At 64.4% G+C, this 23,389-nt stretch carries 20 protein-coding genes; 8 read left to right on the forward strand and 12 right to left on the reverse strand.

The window, feature by feature from the left end; all coding sequences use genetic code 11:
• Positions 1–26: 26 nt before the first annotated feature.
• Positions 27–1,016: a copper resistance D family protein gene (locus PI93_RS01720; RefSeq protein ID WP_039370610.1), complete on the reverse strand. Its 990-nt coding sequence runs from the start codon at positions 1,014–1,016 to the stop codon at positions 27–29.
• The gene (locus PI93_RS01725; protein WP_080759193.1) at positions 1,016–1,426 is read right to left on the reverse strand and encodes a copper resistance CopC family protein; all 411 of its coding nucleotides are present in this window, start codon (positions 1,424–1,426) and stop codon (positions 1,016–1,018) included. Before PI93_RS01725 ends, PI93_RS01720 begins: the two co-directional genes overlap by 1 nt.
• Before the next feature lie 653 nt (positions 1,427–2,079).
• Here PI93_RS01725 and PI93_RS01730 point away from each other — a divergent pair.
• Both PI93_RS01730 and PI93_RS01735 read left to right on the forward strand, forming a co-directional pair.
• Positions 2,080–3,330, forward strand: coding sequence for a GTP-binding protein (locus PI93_RS01730; protein ID WP_039370612.1), 1,251 nt, complete (start codon positions 2,080–2,082; stop codon positions 3,328–3,330).
• Positions 3,327–3,812, forward strand: a complete 486-nt coding sequence (locus PI93_RS01735) for a 6-pyruvoyl trahydropterin synthase family protein (protein WP_080759194.1) — start codon at positions 3,327–3,329, stop codon at positions 3,810–3,812. The genes PI93_RS01730 and PI93_RS01735 overlap by 4 nt, the downstream gene beginning before the upstream one ends.
• Before the next feature lie 140 nt (positions 3,813–3,952).
• Here PI93_RS01735 and PI93_RS01740 read toward each other — a convergent pair whose 3' ends face one another.
• Positions 3,953–4,672 carry a pirin family protein gene (locus PI93_RS01740; protein ID WP_039370776.1) on the reverse strand — a complete coding sequence of 240 codons (720 nt, stop codon included), beginning with the start codon at positions 4,670–4,672 and terminating at the stop codon, positions 3,953–3,955.
• A gap of 304 nt (positions 4,673–4,976) precedes the next feature.
• Here PI93_RS01740 and PI93_RS01745 point away from each other — a divergent pair, with 304 nt between their 5' ends.
• Positions 4,977–5,852 carry a PhzF family phenazine biosynthesis protein gene (locus PI93_RS01745; protein ID WP_039370615.1) on the forward strand — a complete coding sequence of 292 codons (876 nt, stop codon included), beginning with the start codon at positions 4,977–4,979 and terminating at the stop codon, positions 5,850–5,852.
• A 23-nt stretch (positions 5,853–5,875) separates the two neighbouring features.
• On the forward strand, positions 5,876–6,457 hold the full coding sequence (locus PI93_RS01750) for an IMPACT family protein (RefSeq protein ID WP_039370617.1): 582 nt from the start codon (positions 5,876–5,878) through the stop codon (positions 6,455–6,457).
• Between the two features lie 32 nt (positions 6,458–6,489).
• Here PI93_RS01750 and PI93_RS01755 read toward each other — a convergent pair whose 3' ends face one another.
• The 6 genes from PI93_RS01755 to PI93_RS01780 all read right to left on the reverse strand — a co-directional run bounded on the left by PI93_RS01755 (position 6,490) and on the right by PI93_RS01780 (position 11,865).
• A complete protein-coding gene (locus tag PI93_RS01755) occupies positions 6,490–7,008 on the reverse strand; it encodes a cupredoxin domain-containing protein (RefSeq protein WP_236105698.1) in 519 nt (172 codons plus the stop codon).
• Positions 7,005–8,351, reverse strand: coding sequence for a multicopper oxidase family protein (locus tag PI93_RS01760; RefSeq protein WP_039370619.1), 1,347 nt, complete (start codon positions 8,349–8,351; stop codon positions 7,005–7,007). Before PI93_RS01760 ends, PI93_RS01755 begins: the two co-directional genes overlap by 4 nt.
• Positions 8,348–9,913, reverse strand: coding sequence for a TolC family protein (locus PI93_RS01765; RefSeq protein ID WP_236105706.1), 1,566 nt, complete (start codon positions 9,911–9,913; stop codon positions 8,348–8,350). The genes PI93_RS01760 and PI93_RS01765 overlap by 4 nt, the downstream gene beginning before the upstream one ends.
• Positions 9,914–10,545: 632 nt before the next feature.
• On the reverse strand, positions 10,546–10,998 hold the full coding sequence (locus tag PI93_RS01770) for a hypothetical protein (protein WP_039370621.1): 453 nt from the start codon (positions 10,996–10,998) through the stop codon (positions 10,546–10,548).
• A 58-nt stretch (positions 10,999–11,056) separates the two neighbouring features.
• Positions 11,057–11,464: a hypothetical protein gene (locus tag PI93_RS01775; RefSeq protein ID WP_039370624.1), complete on the reverse strand. Its 408-nt coding sequence runs from the start codon at positions 11,462–11,464 to the stop codon at positions 11,057–11,059.
• Entirely contained in the window at positions 11,461–11,865 is a 405-nt protein-coding gene (locus tag PI93_RS01780; RefSeq protein ID WP_144400322.1) for a hypothetical protein, read from the reverse strand. Before PI93_RS01780 ends, PI93_RS01775 begins: the two co-directional genes overlap by 4 nt.
• Positions 11,866–12,475: 610 nt before the next feature.
• On the opposite strand from PI93_RS01780, the gene PI93_RS01785 reads away from it, so the two are divergent.
• From PI93_RS01785 to PI93_RS01800, 4 genes are all read left to right on the forward strand, one after another.
• On the forward strand, positions 12,476–13,054 hold the full coding sequence (locus PI93_RS01785; protein ID WP_039370631.1) for a hypothetical protein: 579 nt from the start codon (positions 12,476–12,478) through the stop codon (positions 13,052–13,054).
• A gap of 288 nt (positions 13,055–13,342) precedes the next feature.
• The gene (locus tag PI93_RS01790; RefSeq protein WP_039370633.1) at positions 13,343–13,609 is read left to right on the forward strand and encodes a hypothetical protein; all 267 of its coding nucleotides are present in this window, start codon (positions 13,343–13,345) and stop codon (positions 13,607–13,609) included.
• Positions 13,610–14,148: 539 nt separating this feature from the next.
• Positions 14,149–15,189 (forward strand): porin, encoded by a 1,041-nt coding sequence (locus PI93_RS01795; protein ID WP_039370636.1) that lies wholly within the window; start codon positions 14,149–14,151, stop codon positions 15,187–15,189.
• Between the two features lie 268 nt (positions 15,190–15,457).
• Positions 15,458–16,306, forward strand: coding sequence for a 3-hydroxybutyryl-CoA dehydrogenase (locus PI93_RS01800; protein WP_039373570.1), 849 nt, complete (start codon positions 15,458–15,460; stop codon positions 16,304–16,306).
• A gap of 66 nt (positions 16,307–16,372) precedes the next feature.
• Here PI93_RS01800 and PI93_RS01805 read toward each other — a convergent pair whose 3' ends face one another.
• From PI93_RS01805 to PI93_RS01815, 3 genes are all read right to left on the reverse strand, one after another.
• Positions 16,373–18,547 (reverse strand): hypothetical protein, encoded by a 2,175-nt coding sequence (locus tag PI93_RS01805; protein ID WP_144400186.1) that lies wholly within the window; start codon positions 18,545–18,547, stop codon positions 16,373–16,375.
• 73 nt (positions 18,548–18,620) lie between these two features.
• Positions 18,621–20,456, reverse strand: a complete 1,836-nt coding sequence (locus PI93_RS01810; protein ID WP_159372148.1) for a hypothetical protein — start codon at positions 20,454–20,456, stop codon at positions 18,621–18,623.
• A 465-nt stretch (positions 20,457–20,921) separates the two neighbouring features.
• Positions 20,922–23,219: a hypothetical protein gene (locus PI93_RS01815; RefSeq protein ID WP_158453257.1), complete on the reverse strand. Its 2,298-nt coding sequence runs from the start codon at positions 23,217–23,219 to the stop codon at positions 20,922–20,924.
• Positions 23,220–23,389: the final 170 nt, after the last annotated feature.

A 23,389-nucleotide genomic window follows, 5' to 3' on the forward strand; every position in this document is an offset into this window, starting at 1 on the left:
GCTCCGTTTCTTGCTATCGAATTCGATCAGACGCCCGGAGGCATCGTGGTGCCGAGCTTGGCGGCCAGACTCATCACCATCACCAGCACGAGCGCTTCCACGGCGACGACGCGGGCAAAGGCGGAAGTATCGAGTGGCGTCTCCCCCGTATCGAGCACCAGACGTGGCAGGAAGTGCCAACGATTCCACGCACCGAGCAATGCGGCGCAGGCGACCAGCACGAGCTTCGTGACCAGCCATGCCAGATACGGCGCATTCTGATCGGTGAACCACAGCGAAGGCGTTTCACCGAGTGTGCGCCATGCGTTGAACGCCCCGGTCACGAGCGCCACGAACATCGCGAGTGTAGCGACCGACGACAGCCTTTCACCATAAGCGGCACGTGCGCCGACCGGCCAGTGACGCCAGCCCGGGATCGCACATCCGGCGACGAGCAAGACGCCGGTCCACGACGCGGCAGCCCCCACATGCAGGGTATGCACGCCGATGGCAAGCCATGGCATCGATGCGTCCGCGGCATGCCCCGTACCGGCCCGGGCGAGCGCCAGCACGACGGCACCGCCCGCATAGATCGCACGGGCGTAACGCTCCTGACGATGTTCGCGTCGGTGATGCCGGTCGCGAGGGTCGTCGGCGACCGGCAGCACCGCGCGCAGACGGCGGCGTGCGTCGTACCAGGCCCAGGCGCCGACACATAACAGCACGGCGCCAAGACCGGCGACCCACTGCATCCGGCCGAAGTGCGATTGTGTGAGCACGAGCCACACGTCACCGAGCATGGCCGACGTGCTGTCCCAATCGCCGCCGGTCATCGCTTCGGTACTCGCGAGCACGTAGGCGATCCACGCGAGCATGGCGAGCCCGGCCGCGAACGCGGGCAGTACCCGCACCGTAAGGCCGCGCCGCACGGCGTGCGGACTACGTAACAGCCACACCCCGAGGGCGAGCGCCAGCGCGAGGTTCAGCAACCCCGCCGTGGCAGGTTGCCACGTACCGGCGGCCAGGTCGTCCGGCATCACTTCACAGTGAACTTGAAGTTGCCTTGCGTGCGATGGCCGTCGCTTGCGACAGCGACCCAGTTCGCCTGATAGTCGCCGGCCGGCAACGCGGGGAGCGACAGGGTGAGCGTCTTGCGGGCAGCGTCGAGTTCGGGTTTCGCCTGCGTGACCGGATTGCCCTTGGCGTCGACGACGCTCAGCTTCGAGAGGGCGCCTTCGAGCGCCGAATCGAACGTGACACGCACGGACTTCGGCGCATCGACAGTGGCCTGCGCGGCAGGCTCGCTCGATACGGCGTGCGCGTGCGCCCAGGCGCCTTGAGAGAGACCGGCCAGACCGAGCACTGCTGCAAGCGTGAGTCCCTGCGTGGCACGGCGCAGCAACGTCGTGGGGCGAGGAGCATGGGAAGCGATCTTGGAAGTACGCATATCGAGTTCGGCTTAAGGACGGAAAAGTCGGGAAAGCGGCGTTTGCCGGCGAACCGGAGGTACGGGCTCTGCGCCGAGCATGCCACGCCACAAGGGCTGGTTTGGCCCGCAGGAATACGCGACTTGCGCCGCTCGCGCAGTATCGCAGACCTTGCAGACCGGCGCAGCCGCCCGTCGGTTCCAGTGCGGCGCCTCGCGCGGCAATGTGTCGCGCGGCTGCACCACGCCACAGGTCGGGTATGTGCAACTGAGTTGCAAAATCGGAATGATCGCCGTATCATCGCGTCATATTGCAACTCGGTTGCATTAATTGGGTGGTACGAATCCGGCTGCGGACAGTGCAGCGACGGGCGATGACGTGGGTGCGAAGTGGCCGGCGTCATGCCGTGGCTGTCGCGGGTCTTGCGCCATGCGGTGTCCGGTGAACGGCTGGCATCGCCACGAATGCGCGCCGACGCGCCCGTGCCGCGTGATGCCGAGCCGATCCCCCCGACGGTGCGCGCCAGCGGCGTCATGCATTGCCGTACCCGCCATCCCAGGCGGCGGGTGCGGCGGGACATCCCGGGTGGGTGTCGTCGGTGCGCATCCTTCGGGAGATCGCGCGCACCGGGCACGCGTTGCCCGCCCCCACAAGATCACAGGACTTTGCCGTCATGACTCTCCCTCTCGCGAAATCCGGCGACGCCGATCGTCGCCTGCCCGTCACCGTACTTTCCGGCTTTCTCGGTGCGGGCAAAACCACGCTGCTCAACCATGTGCTGCGCAATCGCGACGGCCTGCGTGTGGCCGTGCTCGTCAATGACATGAGCGAAGTGAATATCGATGCCTCGTTCGTCGAGCGTGGCGCGGCTAACGCCGGCGCGGCGCTCTCGCGCACAGAGGAGCGTCTGGTCGAGATGAGCAACGGTTGCATCTGCTGCACGCTGCGCGAGGACTTGCTCATCGCGGTACGCGAACTCGCGCAGGACGGTCGCTTCGACTACCTGCTCATCGAATCGACGGGCATTGCCGAACCGATGCCGGTCGCCGCGACGTTCGAGTTTCGCGACGAGGCGGGGCAGTCGCTTGCTGACATCGCGCGCCTGGACACGATGGTGACGGTCGTCGATGCCCTGCATGTGCTCGAAGACTTCCATAGCCTCGACACGCTCGCTCAGCGAGGCGAAGTGGCCGGCGAGGAAGACGAGCGTCGTCTCGCCGAACTGCTGACCGAACAGATCGAGTTCGCAGACGTGGTTGTGGTCAGCAAAGTGGATTGCGTCGACGCGGAGCGGCTCGAGGCCGTCAAAGCGCTGATTACCGGTCTCAATCCGTCGGCCCGCATCGTGCTGGGCGAGCGCGGACAGGTGCCGTTGACCGAAGTGCTGGGTACCGGGCTGTTCGACCCGGAACGTGCCGAACAGATGGCCGGTTGGGCGCAGGCGCTCGCGGGCGAGCACGATTCCGAAGCCGACACCTATGGTGTGACGAGCTTCGTGCTGCGTCAGCGCGAGCCGCTGCATCCGGCGCGCTTCGCCTCGTTCATGTCTAGGCCGTTCGATGGACTGATTCGCGCCAAGGGGTATGTCTGGGCGGCGAGCCGCCCGGCCTGGGCGCTGGCGTACTCGCGTGCAGGCAATACCGCAACGCTGGAACCCGTGGGCCATTGGTGGGCCGCCGCCGATCCGGCGCAATGGCCGCCGCAAGGCGATCCGCAGCGCGTTGCGATCGAAGCGAACTGGGAAGCGCCGTGGGGTGATCGCATCAACGAAGTCGTGTTCATCGGACGCGACATGGATCGGGCCGCCATCGAGCAGGCCTTCCACGCTTGCCGACTGAGTGTCGTCGAACTGGCTCAGGGCGAAAGCGCGTGGCGCGACGCCGAACATGCGCTGCCTCTGGAAATGGCCAGCGAGAGCGCATGAGTCGTGGGGGATCCGGCGAGTCGCACGATGGGCGCGAGCGCGCGCTCAAGCGCACCACACAACGCAAGACTCGCAGTCTTGCCGTGGTGGAGTCGCGTGCGCAATTCACGCTCTCGCGTAGCTTCGTGTTCGAAGCGGCGCATACATTGATCCGGCGCGACATCGATCCGCCGAGTATCGATGCCAGCCGTCGCATCCACGGTCACAGCTACCGCGCGACGGTGGAGGTGACGGGCGACCCGCAAGGCGAAAGCGGCATGGTGCTCGATCTTGGCCGTCTGGACGCCGAACTCACCCGCGTGCGCGAGCGGCTCGATCATCGGTTGCTCGACGATGTGGCGGGTCTTGGCCCGGCCACGCTGGAAAATTTGTGTGCGTTCCTCTGGCGTGCGCTGGCACCAACGCTCGACGGGTTGTCTCGAGTCACGGTCAGCCGCGATGCGCGCGGCGACGCCTGCTCGCTCACCCTTCGCGAGCGTTGATTCGCTCACGCATTCGCGAACCCCAGACAAAGAAAAGCGGCCGGCACCGTGAGGTACCGGCCGCGGGCGCGCGGGAAGTCGCGCCCAAGGCGCCAGATGCGTCGGGAAGTTGAGCGCATCCGGCGTCTACCTGCCTCGCCTTAGAAGTCAGGCGTTTCCACCGGACGCAGGTCGAACACGAGCACTTCAGCGTCGGTGCCGTTCGAGAGCGTGAGCGCGGTTTCGTCGCGTACACGCACGCCGTCCCCCTCGCCCAGCGCCACGCCATTCACGCTCACGCTACCGCGTGCGACATGCACGTAAGCGTAGCGATTCGGTGCGAGTGTCAGCGTAGCCGACTCGTCGCCGTCGAACAGACCGGCATACACGCGAGCATCCTGATGGATGTGCAGCGAGTTGTCGTTGCCATCCGGCGAGATGATCAGGCGCAGGCGGCCGCGCTTTTCTTCCGGCGTGAAACGCTGTTGCTGATACTCAGGCGCGATCCCCGTCTGGTTCGGCACGATCCAGATTTGCAGGAAGTGCACCGGCGTCGTGGGCGAGTGGTTGAACTCGCTGTGCGCCACGCCGCGCCCGGCACTCATCAACTGGACGTCGCCCGGCTCGATCACCGAACCCGTACCCATGGTGTCCTTATGTTCGAGTGCGCCTTCGAGCACGTAGGAAAAGATCTCCATGTCGCGGTGCGGGTGCTTGCCGAAGCCCTGTGCCGGGGCCACACGGTCGTCGTTGATCACCAGCAGATCGGAAAAGCCGACTTGCTTCGGATCGTAATAATTGGCGAACGAGAACGTGTGGCGCGAGCTGAGCCAGCCATGATCGGCAACGCCTCGGTCTGCAGCTTTTCTGATGTCCAGCATGATGGGCTCCTGAGTCTTCATCGTTTCGTTGGGAGGCTTGATCGGCCTCGATGAATGTCATTTTAGAGTCCTGACGGAGAACTACAATCCATCTGAATCGTGAATAATTGTCATCCATAGTGTGACAATTAAGGGCGGGCTTCGATGGCCCGTTTTCCGGCAATGCGGCAGACGATTCCTATGGGACGGGGGACAACCGGCTGAAAGCACCGCCATTGGCGCGCGTGCCGTGGCGTGATGTGCGAGACTACGAGCCTTCTTTCGCCGTGCCATCGTCTGACGCCGCCCCCACTGGAGATTTGTCATGAGCCGTACCTATGCCTTTCGTATCGTCAATGTCTTCGCCGAAACGACCTTCGGTGGCAATCCGCTGTGCGTATTCGAAGATGGGCGGGGCCTGAGCGACGACGAAATGCGATTGTTGGCACGGCAGTTCAACCTGTCGGAGACGACGTTCATTTTCCCTTCGCAGACGGCGCAGGCCGATGCGCATGTGCGCATCTTTACGCCGGGCTACGAGATGCGTTTCGCCGGGCATCCGACGCTGGGCACGGCGCACGTGCTGCGTGCGTTGCGCGAACTGGGCGATGACGTGACGCTGCAATTCGCCGCAGGCCTGGTACCTGTCAAGGCCGAGGGCGATCACTGGACGCTGACGGCACCGTCGTCGGGCGAGCCCAAGATCGAGAAGGCGAGCGAAGCGGACGCCGACATTGCCGCGCTGGTGCGACTGAGCCGCGACGACCTTGCGCAATCGCCGCAATGGGTCGACACCGGCGCCGACCAGTTGCTGATTCCCGTGCGCAATGCCGACGCCGTTGCGCGTGCGCAACCCGACAGCGCGCGACTGGAACGGTGGCCGCTCTCGAGCCTGGAGCGCAAGACGGGTTACGTGTTTTCCATCGATAGCGCGAACGGCGGCGAGCTGGAGGTGACGGCACGCTACTTCTTCACCACGCAGGGCGGTGGGGTGAGCGAAGACCCGGGCACCGGTTCGGCATGCGCGAACCTCGGTGGCTGGCTGATCGGTCAGGGCTACCCGTTGCCCGTGCGTGCACGCGTGACGCAGGGCGATGCCATCGAGCGTCCGTGCCGACTGACGCTCGAAGTCACGGCGAACCGGGAGATTCGTGTGGGGGGCAATGTCATCGAACTCGCTCGCGGCGAGGTGCGCCTGTAAGGCGCGCGGGGGACGACAGTCGTATGTATGCTTTGGCAGCACCGGTCGAGACCGAGCTGGATATCAGGAAGAGCCGGTTCATCGGCATTGTCATGCCTGTGGCCTCGCGAGAGGCCGCGATGCGCGAACTCGACGCGCTGCGTGTGCGGTACCCCAACGCCACGCATTACTGCTGGGTGTTGTTGTGCGAGGGGGCGTCGGGTTTCGATGACGATGGCGAGCCGGGGGGCACGGCGGCCAAGCCGATGTACAACGTGCTCATGCACAAGGGGTTGGCGAACGTGCTGGCGGTCGTCGTTCGGTACTACGGCGGTATCAAGCTCGGCGCGGGCGGATTGACCCGGGCCTACGGACAGGCGGTCAGCGAAGCGCTGAAGCTCGCGACGCTGACCGCCGTCGAGCCGACGGCGGAACCCCGTTACCGCTGCACGTTTGCCCACGAAGCGACGCTGCGCCGGATCGCGGAACGTCATTGCGCCGAGGTGCTCGACGTCGGGTACGACGACGCCGTCACGCTCCGGTTACGGCTGAAAGTGCGTGACGTGGAGGCATTCGAAGCCGACGCAACCGAAGCGCTCAGCGGCGGGTTGGTGCGCTGCGACTGACCCGCCGCCCTCGCGTGACGATCAGCGGCGTTTCAGCGCACGTTGACCACGCCGCGCATGCCGGCTTCGAAGTGTCCCGGTTCGAGGCAGGCGAATTCCACCGTCCCCGGCTGGGTGAAATGCCACACGAGCGTCTTGCGCTCACCCGGGTCCACCGTCACGGCATTGGGTTCGGCGTGGGACATGCCGGGCATCTGCTGCATCATCTTGGCGTGCTCTGCGAGCGACGCCGCCGTGCCCAACGTCATTTCGTGGCGGATCTTGCCGTTGTTGGTCACCACGAAGCGCACCGTGTCGCCGCGACGCACGGTGAGCGTGGCGGGCGAGAAGCGCATGGTGTCGCGCATGTCGACATCGACCGTCCGGGTGGCCTGCGCGTCGTCGCCGGGTTCGCCGATGGCGGTGGCCGCGCCGCCGTGACCGTGCTGCATATGCATGGCGTGCGGATCGTCGGCAACGGCAGGGGCAGCGAATGCGAGCGAGGCGGCGCCGAACACGAACGGCATGGCGAAGACACGGGTGAAGCGCGAAGGGATACGTGAGCGAATCATGATTTGACTCCGGTTTTGCCCGCGTTGGCGGGCTGACGATGAGGAGAGGGTAACGCCGAAGCGCTGCCTTGCCACGGACTCGCGACCGAGCCTCGTGGCGCGCGATACGCGCCGGGATCGCGATAACTGTCGCGCGGCAGGTCCTGCCGCACTTTCAGGGTGGTGAACATGCCGCCCATTTCGATGGGGCCGTAGGGGCCGGTGCCGGTCATCATCGGCAACGTGTTCTCCGGCAGAGGCATCTCCATGCCGTTCATCGACGCACCGGTTTCGCCCATCGCCATATAGTCGGGAATGATGCGGGAGATCCGGGTGGCGATCTCGCGCTGGTTCACGCCCAGCATGGTCGGTACCTCGTGGCCCATCGGGTTCATCGTGTGGTGCGACTTGTGGCAGTGCAAGGCCCAGTCGCCGGGCTCGGTCGCCTCGAACTCGATGGCGCGCATCTGTCCCACGGCGACGTCGGTGGTGACCTCGGGCCATTGCGCGGTGGGCGGCACCCAGCCACCGTCGGTGCCCGTCACCTTGAACTCGTGACCGTGCAAGTGGATCGGGTGATTCGTCATCGTGAGATTGCCGATACGAATGCGCACCCGGTCGCCCTGACGCGCCACCAGCGGATCGATGCCGGGAAACGCCCGGCTGTTCCATGTCCACAGATTGAAGTCCGTCATTTCGTTCACCCGGGGCGTGCGGCTGCCGGGGTCGATGGCGTAGGCGTTGATGAGGAACACGTAGTCGCGCTCGACCGGCAGGAACGACGGGTCTTTCGGATGCGTGACCCAGAAGCCCATCAGGCCCATCGCCATCTGCATCATCTCGTCGGCATGCGGGTGATACATGAACGTGCCGGGACGCTTCGCTTCGAACTCGTAGACGTAGGTTTGCCCCGGTGCGATGGCGCGCTGGTTCAGACCCGCCACACCGTCCATGCCGTTGGGCAGGCGCTGGCCGTGCCAGTGCACGCTGGTGGCCTCGGGCAGACGGTTCGTGACGTACAGACGCACGCGATCGCCTTCCACGACTTCGATGGTCGGCCCGGGGCTCTGACCGTTATAGCCCCACAGATTTGCCTGCATGCCCGGCGCGATTTCGCGCACGACCGGCTCGGCGATCAGGTGAAACTCTTTCACGCCATTGCGCATGCGCCACGGCAGTGTCCAGCCGTTGAGCGTGACGACAGGGCGATACGGGCGGCCGTTGGGCGGCGCGAGCGGTTTGGCGGTGCTGGCGTCGCTGCGCGTGGCGGCGTCGGGCAGGGCGGCCAGGCTGGTGCGTTCGACGGCGGTCGCGCCCATGACGGCGAGGCTGGCGTCACGCAGGAATCGTCGGCGCGAAGTCATGCGCCACCTCCATGTGAGTGAGTCGGGGAAGGTTGCGAGGGCGGTGCGGCCGGCGCCGTGCCTTGAGGCGTAGCGGGTGTGGAGGCTGGGCCTGTGGTGTCGGCGGTGACATCGGTGTCGGCTTCTCCACCGCCCAGACTCTCGCGAAACGATGCGTCGGCCAGCCAGTAATCTGCCGTGGCATCGATGTAGGCCAGCACCGTATCGTGTTGCTCGCGCGCGTCGGTCAACAGGTCGAAGACGCTGGCGAGCATGCCGTTATAGCGCAGCAGCCATTCGTCCGAGACACGCTGGCGCATCGGCAGAATCGTCACGCGGTAGTGCTCGGCGATGTCCCAGGCGGCGAGTGTCTGGGCGCGCCGCGTGCGAACGTCGGCACGCGCGGCGACCGCTGTGTCCGCAAGGCGGTCGACGCTCTGGCGATAGCGCGCTTCGGCACCGGCCACGCGTGCGGTGCCCCAGTCGAAGAGCGGCACCTCCAGCGAGATCTCGTAACCCCGCTCGTTGGGTGAGCCCGTCGCACTGTTGTTGCGATAGGCGGTGTCGAGCACGTTGACGAAGCGCGTGACGCGCGTGAGTCCCAGATCGCTCGCCGTGCTGTCGAGCGCGGCACGAGCGGCGCGAATGTCGGCACGTTCGCGTAACGCCTGGGCTTCGGCGTCAGGCCATGTCGGCCGCATGCGCGGGAGCGCCGGCAGACGTGCCGGCAGCGTGAAGCTCAGTTGCTGGCCCCACAGACCCATTTGCCGGGCGAGTTGTTCGCGTGCTGTGCCGGCCTGTTCACGCGCTCGTGCGAGGCGCGCCGCCGTGTCGGCGTAGACGAGATTTTCCTGCGTGCGACGCATCGCACTGAAATTGCCCGCGCGCGCCATGCCGTCGGCGAGTTCGCTGGCCGCCTGGGTGGCGAGACTCGTCTGCTCGAGAATCTGCACGCGTTCCTGCGCGGCCACGGCATCAATCCACGCGCGGCGTGTGAGCGTCGCCTGTTCGATGACGGCCTGCGTCACTTGTGCCTGTACCTGCGCGAAGCGGCGCGCTTCAATGCGCGAGGCGAGTGGCATCGTGAGCACACGAACGAAGTCGAGTCCCCATGTGCGTTCGATGCCGATATCGCCGCCGCCCTGCACGCGTTGGAATGAGAAGCGCGGATTGGGCAGGCGTCCGGCTTGCACGAGCGAGGCTTCGGCGATGCCGAGTTCCGCATAGGTCGCTTGCAGGCCGCGATGATTGAGCAGCGTGAGACGCACGGCGGTGTCGATGTCCAGGGGGCGGGCGAGCCAGTCGTCGCGTGTTTTTGCGAGGTCTTGTAACGCGGCATCGTCGCGTGCCCAGACTGCCGGTTCGCCAAGGTGCTGCTGCGTCGCTTGCGCGACCGGGCCAAAGCCGCCGTCGCTGCTGAACGTCGCGCAACCCGATAGTGCCAGCGTGGCAAGGGCCGCGACGATCAACGGTGCGCGGCGGTGTTGGCCCGGTCGCGAGACGGCGGGCGCACTTTGCCGAGCGGGGAACGCAAGCGTCGCATTCGGCATGACGGAGCGCGGGAGGAGGAGGGAAGCTGTCATCGCGCGCCTCCTTGCGTGCCGTGTCCGGCATGTCCCGCATGTCCATTGACCGGTGCCGCAGTGGCGCCGCCCATGTCGTGGCGACTGCCGGACATCTCTGTCATGTCTGTCATCGCGGAAACACTGGCGTTCACCTTGCGCCAATCGCCCGTGGGGACAGATAGCGCGGGACGGGAAAAGTCGTGCAGCACGCCGACGGGCAACGGACCGGCGAGGGCATCCGGCGAAGCGGGATCATCGGATCCGGTCGGGCTCGCGTGACCATCATGAGCCGCGTGAGCCGGGAGTGCCGGGGCACTCGTCGCGCTGCTGGCTGGCGCTGGCCACGCGCTCCACAGCGATAACACGGCCGGCACGATCCACGTGTGCCGTCGTAGAGAAGTGAGAAACGTCATCGAAAGGCTCGTCAATCTGGCGATGCCGTGACCGCGCCACGCATTGACGAGGCGCGACGGCGTCGCAGGTTCAACTGGCAGACGGACTCAACGCGACGACGCGAACGACCGGCGAATGCAGGCCGGTCACGTGACAGTGCGCAAAGTCAGTCAGACGGAGAACGGAGACGGTCAGTCATCGGCCGGCACGATGCAGCATCGAATGATGTCTGTCATCGAGACACCGGCGAGGAACCGTCAGGCGACGAGGGCTTTCGGTGGGCGCTCAGGCACGGCAACGACGGCGCTGGCGGCCGACGTGCGAAGGAAGGGGATCGCGGCGGACGGTTGGGCGTCCGGCGTGCGAATGGCAACACTGGGCGGGAGCGCCGTGCAGACGACGCACGCCGCGCAGGCCGAGCAACTCGCATGGAGGGTGTGCGGGTTGGCCGCCGCCGCGGGGTCCGACGACGCGTCTTGATTGGCCGTCGGAGACGCGCTCGCGTTGTCTGCAGCGGCGCTGTCATGGTGATGCATGCCGGGCATGGCGTTGCCCTGTGCAGACATCGTCATCGCGTGATGCATGGCCATTGTGGCGCTGGCGTCAGTCGTCGTTCCCGGTGCGCAATGCGTGCGCAGTGCGGCCATTGCCTGCAAGGGCATGGTTACGCACAACAGCCACAGCACGAGAAGTTTGCGCCAGCGATTCATGCCGCGCAGTCTAGCACCGCCTGTGCGACGCTCGCAAATCGACACGACGTCGTGTCGATCACCAATGCTCGAAAAGATGAAACGCTTCGAAGTGCGTGCGCCGTCGCGAGAGCGCGACAAGATTGACGACACACACCACGGCGACGAGCACGAAGAGTGGCGCGGAGACCTCGATGGTGTCGCGCGCGAGCACCGAGATGGACGTCAGCCCGATCATGAGCGCAAGCATCGCGCGATGTAGCCATGCTGCCAAACGAAGATGCCGTTCGGATTGCGCGACCAGCACCACAAGCGAGACATAGAACGGCGCGGCAAGCAGGGCGAGCACGCATAGCGCGAGCAACACGCCAAGTACGCTGGCGAGCAGCTCATGCCCGTCGGCGGCGCTCGATTGCACGCCGACGACCGTCGCGGCCGCGAGGTAAAGCAGCATCAGACCATCCAGAACGATCGCGAGTCGGCTCATGACGTCTCTCCGCCTATCGATAACAAGCCCAGCCAGACGGCGGCCGCCTCGATGCTTGCAGGATCGGACGTCGCCTGAACCCGATAAATCGACACGTTGCCGCTGTCGTCGACACAGAAAAGATCGCGCTCGAGGTCGGCAACGATGTCGAGCCGTTGCTGAAATCGGTAGAAGCCCAGCGGGGTGAGATCCTGCACGAGCGCCGCGAGCGTTTCGGGGTAGAGGTACAACCGTCGGGGCCAGTGGCCGTGGCGAAAGCGGAACTTGCCCACGGCGCCAAGCACATGGGCGAGCGTGCCGCCGTGCCCGCGAACGTGCCGCATGAGACGCGCCATATCGCGCGCCTTGCCGTTCTCCGGACTATCGGGGCGAAGACCGCAGGGGAGGGTGGGGTGTCCCATGGTTCACCCCGCGTCACGCACAACCACGCGAGCGCATTGCGAGCAATGCACTGCGGAAGACGCACACGTATCCACAAACACTCCGTTGACTTCCCGAAAGTGAGTGCCCGGCGAATATTGATCTTGTGTCTCGATAGTTGCAGAGCGATGCCGCGTGCGAAATCCGCACTTTCGCTTAATCCGTCGGCATGAGGTGTCGCGCGAGGCCGACAGATGACGGCTGTCATCTATCGCAGCGTGCGGCTGTGTGTCGGCAGGAGAGGCACAAATGGAAACCGGCGGGCTAAGCCGCCGGTTGAGGCCCCATCGGGGCATCGCCAGCCGCGTGTACCGGCGCGGCGTGGTAAGGGCCAAGGAGACTTGGCACCTGGGGGTATTGCCGTCATGCACTGAACCACCATCGGTTCCCGGCCGTGCCCATGCAGTTTCACTGCGATTGCAGTATAGGTCGCGGGCAGCCTTCGTGAATCGGCCTTTTGGATGAGCACGCAGCGCAAGCGAACTATCGGGCGTTCACACACTCGAAATGGCGCACGATTTCCCCTGTGACCGTGGTTTCGTCCGTGCCGACTTTGGGTTCTAATGGCACCATTCATGGCGGATATCGCAAGTGGCGCAGCCCCGCACGGCGACCACGCTGCACGCCACCGCACTCAGTCATAACATTCCAACGATGGCAACGAATTCACGACAACGATGGGCCTTGCTCGCTTGCCTTTGCGCAGTGCAGCCGGCCTTCGCCGCCGACCAGTGTGAGGGCATCCTCTTGCTGGCCAAGAGCGCGCAGAACGGTTTTGAAGATATCACCGGCCCGCTCGCGGCCAAGAACGAGCGTGGCGAAAGCTATCAGGCCACTTATTCGGTGCCGGGCGGCGACTGCAAGGTGTTCCGGGCCACAGGCCTCGCGCCGACCTACGAGTGCATCTGGGATTACCAGAAAATCACGCCGATGGATCTGCGCAATCAGGCGCAGTCGTTCGCGACGCAGGTCTCGCGTTGCACCCGTGGCGTGACGACGTTGCGCACCACGACCACGAACCCGGCGGGCCTGCCTGCCGAATGGCAGAGCGCGACCAGGAAGTATGCGCGTCCGGTCAACTTCACGGTCACGGCGCAGGATCTGGTAACGCCGCGCGGCGAGCGGATGCGCGAGATTTCGCTGTCCGTCGAGAAACAGGTCGAGAAGTAAGACGAGTGTCGCACTCGCAGACGTTGACGGCGCGCTTGGCTCACGTCGATCAATGCTCTCAAAGCCCCGTCGGCTATGGCCCTGCGGGGCGGCTTGTGTAAGCGGATTGCCGCAGTTACAAACGGTTGCAGACCACGTCAGGCATTAACATTTTTTCGGTCGACGCTCGTTCGGCTGACCCGGTACAGTCATTCTTGAGGCGTATGGCGCACTTGCAACCCGCAAGGTAGCCAATGCGTCCCGTGCCAACCGGCCCCACTCAGGGCCGGGTGCCGTGGCTGAACCCAAATGCGTGCCCGACTTCGTTACTGTTTCCTGTTGCTGCTGGTGTGTGCCTACCCTGCCTGGGCTGACGGTGGGCGTGGGCGCGACGTGCTGGACGTGAACAAGGCATCGCTTCGGGAAGACATCAGTCGTTTCAACGCCGATCGTGGCCGTGGACAGTCCGCCTATCCGAACTGGGCTGCCCCGGCGGAGCCCCGCGAACGTCAGTACACCCCGCAGGGCGAGCCACGCGGCCCGCGCGGCGGCGAGGGCAACCGTCGCAATCGCTAACGGGCGCCGGCGCCCACCCTCATGACGCGCTGACGCCATTCACCGTTCGCGGGCGAGTCCTTCGGCCCGCTGATCGCACCCCCTACAGCCCGTATGTCACCGTGCCGGACAATTTGCCCGGCATCGCGCCGCATTTTTTTCCTCACCCCCTCCCGAATGCATCGAATGTTGCACATGTGCAACATTGACTGCGGCCGACGCGACCCAATGACGTCTGACGGTCGTATATGCCAATTGCCTATTATTGCCGCACGTCACGGTGAATGTGAGTGTTCGCTAACCCGCTGATATAAGGGATATATCGATTTCGTTATACCGGGATTAATAGCGGCGCGGGTGGTCGGCCGATTTTTGTCTCCCCACCATTTCCGAGCCACGTCGTGTGGTGCTTTTTTCGTGCGGTGCCGCCCTATCTGCGCATGGCGGGGCTGTGCGAGAATCACGGCCGTTTATCAGGGAGGCGCTTCTTCAGCGGGCGCCGGCAGGTCCCGCGCAACGCGGGAACAGGCATACAAAATACATAAACCAAGGAGAAGTCAATGAAGCGGAGCATGGCCAAGGGCATTGGCGGGGCAATCGTGTTGGGCGCGTGCATGAGCGCACCGGCATTCGCACAATCGAACGTCACGTTGTACGGTCAGGTCGACGCCTGGGTGGGCGCGGTCAAGAATCCAGGGGGCGATCGTGCCTGGACGCAGGGCGGCGGGGGCATGTCCACGTCGTACTGGGGCATGAAGGGCAATGAAGATCTTGGCGGCGGCCTGAAGGCCGTGTTCGTGCTCGAAGACTTCTTCCGTCCGCAGAACGGCCAGTATGGCCGCTTCCAGGGCGACTCGATGTTCTCGCGCAACGCCTACGTCGGTCTGTCCTCGGACTCCGCCGGTACGGTCACGATCGGTCGTCTCACCACGTCGTACTTCGTCTCGACGATTCTGTTCAACCCGTTCGTCGATTCGTACACCTTCAGCCCGATGGTGTTCCACACGTTCATTGGTCAGGCCGGTCAGGGCATCGTGGGCGACTCCGGCTGGAGCAACGCCGTGATGTACACCACGCCGAACTTCAAGGGCCTGTCGGGCAGCGTGTCGTATGCGTTCGGCAACAAGGCGGGCGAAGCCGGTCAGAACAAGTGGAGCGCATCGGCGCTGTACTTCAACGGCCCGTTTGCCGCGACCGTGGCGTATCAGCAGGTGAAGTTCGACTCGCAGCCGGACGATCTCGCCGGCATGGCGGGCTTCCGCAGCCAGCAGGCCGTGCAACTGGGCGCGACGTATGACCTGCAGGTCGTGAAGCTCTTCGGCCAGTACCAGTACATCCGCAACAACATCACCGGCGGTGGTGTGTCGGAGAACGGCGGCCAGCTCGGCGTGTCCGTGCCGCTGGGCGGTGGCAGCGTGCTGGCGTCATACGCGTATACGAAGAGTTCCGGTACGACCAACGTGAACCGCAAGACGTGGGCGCTCGGTTACGACTACAACCTGTCGAAGCGCACCGATATCTATGCGGCTTACATGAACGACAAGGTCAGCTCGATGTCCGGCGGCGATACCTTTGGTGGTGGCGTTCGCATGAAGTTCTGACGTTGCGTGGCGCGCGTGCCCGAGTCGCGCGCCCGGCAAGATCGACGAAGGGGGCAGACGCTGTTCAGGGAGCGTCTGCCCCCTTTGGTTTGTGTGCCGATGCTGCCGGCAGACGAGACTCACGGCAACACTGCGCTGCGCGTTGCAGCCCTGAGCGTTTCGCACAGCGGTTTCAGGTGTCACCGATTCGACGTGTCCGCGCTATGATTTGTGCACCGCGCAAGACGGTATTCCCGCCACCATTCAGCACAAACGGAGCAGAGACGACATGACGATTCAACACGTAGGCATCATTGGCGCAGGCACGATGGGTAACGGCATTGCACAGGCTTGTGCGGTGGCCGGGTTGCCGGTGACGATGGTCGATATCAGTGATGCGGCCGTGCAGAAGGGCGTGGCGACGATCGCGGCCAGTCTCGACCGCCTGATCAAGAAGGACAAGCTGAGCACTGCCGACAAGACGGCGGCGCTCGCCCGCATTACCACGGCAACCGACTATGCGGCGCTTGCCGGGGCCGACATCGTGATCGAAGCCGCGACCGAGAACTTCGATCTGAAGGTCAAGATTCTCAAGCAACTCGAAGGCGTGGCGAAGGAGGATGCGATTCTCGCCTCGAACACGTCGTCGATCTCGATTACCAAGCTTGCCGCCATCGTTGCCAAGCCTGCGCAATTCATCGGCATGCATTTCTTCAATCCGGTGCCGCTCATGGCACTCGTGGAAATCATTCGCGGTCTGCAAACGAGCGACGCGACGCACGCGCGTGTCGATGCGCTCGCGCGCCAGCTCGGCAAGTCGCCGATTACGGTGAAGAATGCGCCGGGCTTTGTCGTCAACCGCATTCTGGTGCCGATGATCAACGAGGCGTTCTTCGTGCTGGCGGAGCATCTCGCGTCACCCGAAGAGATCGACGAAGGCATGAAGCTCGGCTGCAATCACCCGATCGGGCCGCTTGCGCTTGCCGACATGATCGGTCTGGACGTCTGCCTGTCGGTCATGAATGTGTACTACGAAGAGTTTGCCGACTCGAAGTATCGCCCGTGCCCGCTGCTCAAGGAGATGGTCGCGGCGGGGTACCTCGGGCGCAAGACCGGACGCGGCGTGTACACCTACTGACAATCGTGTGACCGCAGGAAAGCACCGGCGCGGGCATCGCGCCGGTAGCGAGGGACAGGCCTCGCGTCAAACCTCAGCCTCGTCCTCCTCCAGTTGCGATGGCAACGTATCCCCCGACGCGAGACTGCCGCCCCGACTCATCGTGCTCGTTGCCGATTGACTCGATGTGCCTTCCGAATTCAACGAATTTCCCCGGCCTCTCGCGTTGACACGGTGAGCGCCGAGCGGACGCGTGACGGAAACGGTGTATTCATTGCCAGGCAGATGCCCGATGTCGATCAGTGCGCGATTGATGACGCGCCCGGCATCGATCCGGCTGGTGGTGCTCGCGAACGAGATGGCTTTCGTTGTGCTCCACGGATCGAGAAGCACCGTCGACTGACGTGTGAGGTACGCCGCCTCTCGGAAGAGCTCATGGTTGATGCCGTCGCGATAGCCCGGATTGGGTGGCTGGGGTGTGGATCGGTCCATGAGTTCGATAAAGTGTTCGGACTCCGTATAAAGCACCATGACGTGAGGTGGACGGTTTTTCGGCTTGATGGTGATCATGCGGATCTGGTTTTTCGATATGCCGTTCTGGAGCAATGCGTGGAAAAGAATCTCTGCGTTTTCCTGACAGAAGGCCTCGGCGGTGACGTTCCACTCGTAATAGATCGCCGTGATCGTGGATGCATCGCGCTGTTGCTTGATCAGTGGGGCGTGCGGGTCGACCCGGCCGTTCATGGCGTTGCGCAGCACCGCCCGATGGTTCACGATCGAATTGTCCCGAATCGGTCGTAGATCGGCACGATTGGTTCGCCGCAAATGCAATTCGCTCAGCTCGACGAACGCATTCTGGATCGCTTCCTGTGCGCCTTCGTCGGGAACGTGGCGTATCGCGCTGTAAATATCCTCAAGACTGCCGGCGATGCTGTCCTGCACGTAGTCGAGCCGGCTCGCGCCGCACCCGCCGCCGCATAGTCGCAACGGCGCGTGGGCTTGCCACTTGCCGGTGCCTGCGTCGTATGTCACGGGCACCTGCGCTCGGCTTTCGCTGCCTCTGGGGGCGTCGACCAGCCAGTGGTCGGCGCTCAGACCTTTCTGCACGCGATAGAAGCCCGCTTCGCCCCTGAGAAAGTGCTGTGCGTTGACCACCACGACGCGCGGCAGTGCGTCGGAAGGAAGCTGATCTGCCGTCAAGGTCTGTGCATAGCCTTGCAGATGTTCATGTTCCCCCACAATGTGCGGCCGGCTTGCCGACGCGGGGTCGTTCGCGCGACCACCGGCGGATTTCAAGGCCGGGTGCGTGGCTTGCCCCGGGTGAGTCTCTCGCGGCCCTGCGCCGCTCTGGCCTCGGGCAGGCGGCCGCGCTTGCAACGACACGTCCCTCGCCTCCGGCTCTGGACGCAACGCGTCGAAATGAAGCGCCAGCCAGGATTTCTCTGCCGGGCGACGTGCTGAAGATGCTGGAATGGGATGAGCCGAATCGGCGTGCGCTTGCGGGCCTGAACCGAGACTGCGCGGATCGCCGAATTGCAGTAGGCCTATCAGCTTTTCGGGATCGTAAGATTTGCCTTCCAGTTCATCGCTGACGACGCTCGCAAGATCGCCGGGCAATCGCGTGAGTCGCACCTGCGGCACCCATCCGGTCGCGAAGTCCAGCGCATCGGCCCCTTTCCGCACGCTCTCGCGCAGGCCCGGGCTGACTGTGCTTCCGCTCAGCACTTCGTAAGCCTCTCCCATCGATTCGCCCAGATGGTGGAATGGGGCGCTTGCCGTGGACACCGCCCTGACGAATTCCTCAAAGGTGTATTCGGTCTTGAAAGACGAGGCATGTTCCACGGGCCTGATGATGACGTCGTCGTGCGCCGACGATATGGGCGCTTCGACTTCGGAGGGCTGAGCGTCCGGCATATGGCCGGGATTGAACGACTGGAAGCGAGGTCCTCTGACGTCGTCGTCCCCGTCAGAATGAAACGCGCGACTCAACACGGCGCCAGCGGCGGGCGTCGCGAGATTGGCGACCAGAAGAATGGCGAGCGCGGCGGGCCAGACGGTGTCGTTTGGCGATCGGTGGGCGCGCGTGCGTTCGCGACGCAGGAGTGCCCGCGAACCGGTCTCCTGGGGCACACAGCGCGCGCTGCGAAAGGCGCGTGGCAAACCTGCCGGGGTGTCTGGTTTGCGCTCGTGATGCCGGTGCGCATGCGGTAATCCGTAACACGGCGAAAAGCTGGAAACGCGAGGGTGCGAAGCAAATGGCATGAACTTCTCCAAGGGGCCGGGACACTGATGTGCGGACGGCTGGATCGTGATAGGGGGGAAGCGTGTTGGCGGGTTAGACGGCCACACCACCGCTGCCTGATCCGGAGGTGGACGACGCTCGAGCCGAAATGCCCGGGGAGTCCGACCCGCCCGAACTGCCGAGACTCACCATACTGCCGCGACGGCTCCCGAGGGTGCGTCGCCCACCGAGTGGACGCGTGATGGAGACGACGTACGGATTGCCGGGTCGATGACCGGTGTCGGCGAGTGCGGCGTTGAGCTCGTCAACCAGTTCATGCTCGGAGGTCGTGTCCACGAACGACGTGGCCTTGACCGTGCTCCACGGGTCCAGCAGCAGCGTGCTGTCGCGCGTCATGGATACCCACCCCGCGAACGAGGCGTCGTCGATGCCGTCGATATAGCCGGCCACGGGCGGCTGCGGCGTAGCCAGTTCCAGCAGGTCGATGAAAACGGGCGACTCCGTATAGAGCACCATGACGTGCGGCGCACGATTGCGTGGCTGAACGGTGATCATGCGAATCCGATCGCCGGGCACGCCGTTATCCAGCAAATAGTGAAACAGCACTTCGGCGTTCTCCTGACAGAAGGCCTCGGCCTCGCGGTTCCAGTAGTAATGCGTCGTCGTCGACAGCGCAGCCTCGCGTTGCTGGATGAACAGGGAGGCTTTGTGGTTAATCCGCTTCATGGTCGGTGTCAGGGCGGCTCTGTGCCCCACAATGGAGTTGTCCCGCATTTGCCGCAGGTCCTCTCGATTGGACCGCACCAGGGCCATTCGGCTGACGTCGTGGAATGCGCGCTCGATGGCGGTGCGCACAGGCTCCTCAGGAATATGTCGCACCGCATCGGCGATCTGCTGATACTTCATCGCGATGCTGTCGGGCGAGGCTTCACGACTCGGCGCGCACCCGCCCCCACCGCACAGGCGTAACGGCGCATGGGCTTGCCATTCGGCGGTTGCCTTGTTGTATGTGACGGGAACCTGTGCCCGCGTCTCGCCCTTCTGGGGCGCGTCGACCAGCCAATGATGACCGTCGCGAGCCCGCGTAGCCCGGTAATAACCGAGTTCGCCCCGAATGTAGTAGTGACCGTTCGCAACCATGAGCCGTGCGCGTGTGTCGGCCGGTAACCGCACACGCGGCAGGTCCTGTTCGTAACCTGACAGGAATTGGCGTTCATCCTTGATCCGGAAGTCCGCAGGCGTGTGGTTGGCCATCTCGCGGCCGCGAGATCCGGGCGAGATGGCATGGCTTGGCGCACCCCCGGTATCGTGGGCGTGGTATTGCCTGAGAGGGCTGTGCCATGGCGATGCGGCGTCTTCGACGCTATCGACACCGTGGTCTTCGCCGGTATTGCCGGCTTTATCTTCCTCACTGGCCTCGTCGACCTCGTTGGTTTCACCGGCATTGCCAGCGACATCAGCGTCGGGGGATTTTGCCGGCACCTGTCTTGCCAAGGTGTCCTCCTCCGGCATGAAGGGGACGTTGGCGCCGCGTTGCGTTGCGCGCATTCCCTCCGGCTCGACAAAGTTGCGCGGGTCCACCAGTTGAAGCGTTTCGTCCAACTCACCTGCCACCACCGCAATGTCCTCCACTTCGTCCGCGATTCGTCCGGCCAGATGGCTGGGGATGCGAATTTTCTGGACTTGCGGGATCAGGCTCGTCGCCGAATCGATCATGCTCGCGATTTTCTTCAACGTCGTACAGGTCTGCGGATCGAGTGTTTCTCCGCTCAGGAGCGCGTGGGCGTCGCAAATGGACTCGCTCAACTTGCGAAAGGGCTGGTCGCCCGCGGCGATAGCTCGCAGCACATCACCGAAGGTGTAGTGCGTTCGAATGGACGAGTGCTCCATAGGAACGCGCACGACGTCGGCGTGTTCGCCCGCCGACATCGTCTGGGTTTCCACTGGCGTCACCGTCGGTGTTGCCGGGACGACACCTCTTTCGTCCAAATCGCCCGGGAGCCAGTCCCCCGGGTTTTGCGGCCCTGGCGTGGAGAGCGCGGTAGACGTCCCCATATTGGCGGCAACGAGCATCATGGCAAAGGCAGTCGGCCAGACGACCGACGAGGTGTGTCGCGCACGGGTTTCCGCCGCGTGCGTGACGTCGGTGGCTCGCGCGATGCGTGCGTGCCGCAACTCCGCTGCGAAGGTCGTGTGCGGCCGGTTATCCCGAAGACTGACCGAGATCGGAATACCGTAGTGAGGGACTGCGCTGGCGAGGCGATGGCGTGACAAATAGGGCATGGACACATCTCCATAGGATGTGAGACGCACTGTTAAGCGAGGGCCCGGAGGCTTGCGAACGATGGGGGGCGCTCGCGCGCGGCAAGCGCACCGGGGGGCGTCAGACCGGAATCAAAGCGGCGTGTCGCGGGCGGCGTCCGGCGGTGAGTCCGGCGAGTCGGGCGGGGCGCGGTGCGAGGGACCCGAGCGTATCGAGTCTCCTGCCGAACTTCCCTGGCTTCGCATGCTGATGGAGCTTCCGCTCGAGGAGACGGATCGCTCACGTGCAGCCGGGTACGGCCGGGTCAGGGCGACCGTGAAAGGGCTACCGGGAATGCGTCCGGTATCGGCCAGTGCGATGTCGAGCATGCGCCGCACATCGTCGGCGTCGTTGGCCCATGGAAATGAAGATGCCTTGATGCGGCTCCAGGGGTCGAGCAGGACGGTGGAGCTGCGAGACAGGAAAAGAGCTCCTGCAAACATGTCTCCGGGAATACCGTCGTCGTGACCGAAAATGGGGGGCTGCGGTGTCGTCAGATCGAGCAGATCGATGAATGGGTCCGATTCCGTATAGAGCACCATGACGTGGGGCGGGCGGCCGTGCGAGCGCACGGTAATCATGCGGATGTTGTTGCTGGACACGCCGCGCATGAGCAGGTAGTGAAAGAGAATCTCCGCGTTCTCCTGACAGAAGGCCTCGGGGCTGAGATCGAGAAGATTGTGATCCGAGTAGTTGTCATAGTGGATCGTCGTGATCAGGGCGGCTTCGCGTTGCTGTTCGAGCAGCGTCGAATACGGATCGAGCCGCATCAATTGCGGCACCAGCACACGGCGGTGAACGACGATGGAGTTGTCGCGCAATGCGCGCAGGTCTTCGCGATTGGTGCGCATCAGATGCAAGTGCGCCAGATCGCTGTATGCCTGCTGTATGGCGTCGCGAACATCGCGATCGGCAATATGACGAATCGCCTCGGCGACATCGTTCTTGCTCATGCCAACGCTGTCCGGTGTGGACTCCCGGCTCGGTCCGCATCCGCCTCCGCATAGACGCAATGGGGCGTCTGCGCGCCAAGTGTGCGTCTGCGCATCGTATGTCACGGGGATTTGCGCCCGTGTGCCGCGCGGGGCGTTGATCAGCCAGTGGTCGGCGCTGCGCCCGGGACTCACGTGGTAGTAGCCGGATTTTCCAGCGAGATAGTGACGGCCATCGAGCGTCATCAACTGGCGTCGTGAGCCGGTGGGGAGTTGCGACAAAGGGAGCGTCTGTTCGTATCCCTGAAGATATTCGTGCTCGCCTTCGATGTGCAGTGCGGCTTCGGCGCTATCGGGCGCATCGGGCGTGTCGAGCGTGTCGAGCGCGTCCGGAATTGCTGCGGCATCGGGGGCGTCCCGACCCCCTCGCCCCTTTCTGCCACCGAGGCCACCGAGTTTGCTGAGGGTACTGAGACCACCGAGGCCGCTGAGGCCATGAAGGGTGCGCATGCCACCCGGAGCGCCTGGGCGATGGATCGCCGCGGACGCGAGCGGGCCGAAACGTTCTCCGTCGCCTTCTTCGGTCGCCGCGCGGGACATTGCCGGCGGATTCTCGTCAGCAGGCAAGTTTGCTGCCGGGCCGATATCGATGTCCTCATCGGGGAAGGCGTCGAACACGGGCGCGCGGCGGAAAAGCACAGGTTGATCCGGCGGCGCTTCATGTGGCGCTGGCGCGTGGCTCCCAAACGAACGCGGGTCGCCAAACTGCAGGAGATCGGCGATCGTCGATGGTGGCGGCAGCCTGCCCTGGAGGGCGTCCGCGCTGACCTCGGCGACACGTCCGGGCAGCCGGGCGAGCTGAACTTGTGGGATCAGGCCGGTGGCGGCATCGGCAACGCTGCCGACCCGCTCGGCCGTCGCGACGGCTGGCGGGTTCGCTTGCTCGCCGCTCACCGCCTCGTAGGCTTCGCCCACCACCCTGCCAAGATTCCGGAACGGCGAACTGGCCATGGCGATGGCCCTGAGAAACTCCTGAACGGTGTAGCTGGATTTGACGCGTGGATGATCGAGGGGGTGCCGCTCGATATCGTGCCAGGCTTGCGTTTGCGCCTCGGGCGGGGAGGCTGTGGCGATGTCGGACGCGCTATCCCCTTCCGGTTGTTGCGCCGCCCGACGCGGCAGCATCGGCGTGGCCAGGACCGGCGGCGCGACGAGATTGGCCACCAGCATCACGGCCAGGGCGATCGACCAGGGGTTCGTGGACGCCGACGCGGCACCGGTGGGAGAGGTGCGATCCGAGCGAGGGCTGGCGGAACACTTTCGGGCGTTGTGTGTGCCGTGAAACTCGTTTGGGAAGGCAGGCAGCGTGAACGCGAGCGTGTCGCGAGAGGGCGGGTGACGGTCAGCTTGATAACAAGGGGGAGCATTGATCGCACGACAATGCGACGAATACCGCATGGCATGACCTCCTGAAGATGAACGGAATATGAGCATGGCGAGGCGGGCAGGAAGCCGGGCCGGCAGCCAAGGGGGAAGATTCGCATTCGCAAACAGGATGTGTTTGTGCTTCGGCCGTGCGGGTTATCGATTCCGTCGCGTTGCTGCGAAACGTCGACGGCACTCACGTC

The organism is Pandoraea fibrosis, from assembly GCF_000807775.2.
In the GTDB taxonomy this organism is placed as follows: Bacteria; Pseudomonadota; Gammaproteobacteria; order Burkholderiales; family Burkholderiaceae; genus Pandoraea; species Pandoraea fibrosis.

Coding starts and splice junctions, on each gene's coding strand:
- PI93_RS01730 (WP_039370612.1), top strand. CDS start 2,080: ATGACTCTCCCTCTCGCGAAATCCGGCGACGCCGATCGTCGCCTGCCC.
- PI93_RS01780 (WP_144400322.1), bottom strand. CDS start 11,865: ATGGGACACCCCACCCTCCCCTGCGGTCTTCGCCCCGATAGTCCGGAG.
- PI93_RS01810 (WP_159372148.1), bottom strand. CDS start 20,456: ATGTCGGCGGGCGAACACGCCGACGTCGTGCGCGTTCCTATGGAGCAC.
- PI93_RS01760 (WP_039370619.1), bottom strand. CDS start 8,351: ATGACTTCGCGCCGACGATTCCTGCGTGACGCCAGCCTCGCCGTCATG.
- PI93_RS01815 (WP_158453257.1), bottom strand. CDS start 23,219: ATGCGGTATTCGTCGCATTGTCGTGCGATCAATGCTCCCCCTTGTTAT.
- PI93_RS01735 (WP_080759194.1), top strand. CDS start 3,327: ATGAGTCGTGGGGGATCCGGCGAGTCGCACGATGGGCGCGAGCGCGCG.
- PI93_RS01745 (WP_039370615.1), top strand. CDS start 4,977: ATGAGCCGTACCTATGCCTTTCGTATCGTCAATGTCTTCGCCGAAACG.
- PI93_RS01795 (WP_039370636.1), top strand. CDS start 14,149: ATGAAGCGGAGCATGGCCAAGGGCATTGGCGGGGCAATCGTGTTGGGC.
- PI93_RS01805 (WP_144400186.1), bottom strand. CDS start 18,547: ATGCCATTTGCTTCGCACCCTCGCGTTTCCAGCTTTTCGCCGTGTTAC.
- PI93_RS01740 (WP_039370776.1), bottom strand. CDS start 4,672: ATGCTGGACATCAGAAAAGCTGCAGACCGAGGCGTTGCCGATCATGGC.
- PI93_RS01750 (WP_039370617.1), top strand. CDS start 5,876: ATGTATGCTTTGGCAGCACCGGTCGAGACCGAGCTGGATATCAGGAAG.
- PI93_RS01720 (WP_039370610.1), bottom strand. CDS start 1,016: ATGCCGGACGACCTGGCCGCCGGTACGTGGCAACCTGCCACGGCGGGG.
- PI93_RS01725 (WP_080759193.1), bottom strand. CDS start 1,426: ATGCGTACTTCCAAGATCGCTTCCCATGCTCCTCGCCCCACGACGTTG.
- PI93_RS01775 (WP_039370624.1), bottom strand. CDS start 11,464: ATGAGCCGACTCGCGATCGTTCTGGATGGTCTGATGCTGCTTTACCTC.
- PI93_RS01770 (WP_039370621.1), bottom strand. CDS start 10,998: ATGAATCGCTGGCGCAAACTTCTCGTGCTGTGGCTGTTGTGCGTAACC.
- PI93_RS01765 (WP_236105706.1), bottom strand. CDS start 9,913: ATGACAGCTTCCCTCCTCCTCCCGCGCTCCGTCATGCCGAATGCGACG.
- PI93_RS01800 (WP_039373570.1), top strand. CDS start 15,458: ATGACGATTCAACACGTAGGCATCATTGGCGCAGGCACGATGGGTAAC.
- PI93_RS01790 (WP_039370633.1), top strand. CDS start 13,343: ATGCGTGCCCGACTTCGTTACTGTTTCCTGTTGCTGCTGGTGTGTGCC.
- PI93_RS01755 (WP_236105698.1), bottom strand. CDS start 7,008: ATGATTCGCTCACGTATCCCTTCGCGCTTCACCCGTGTCTTCGCCATG.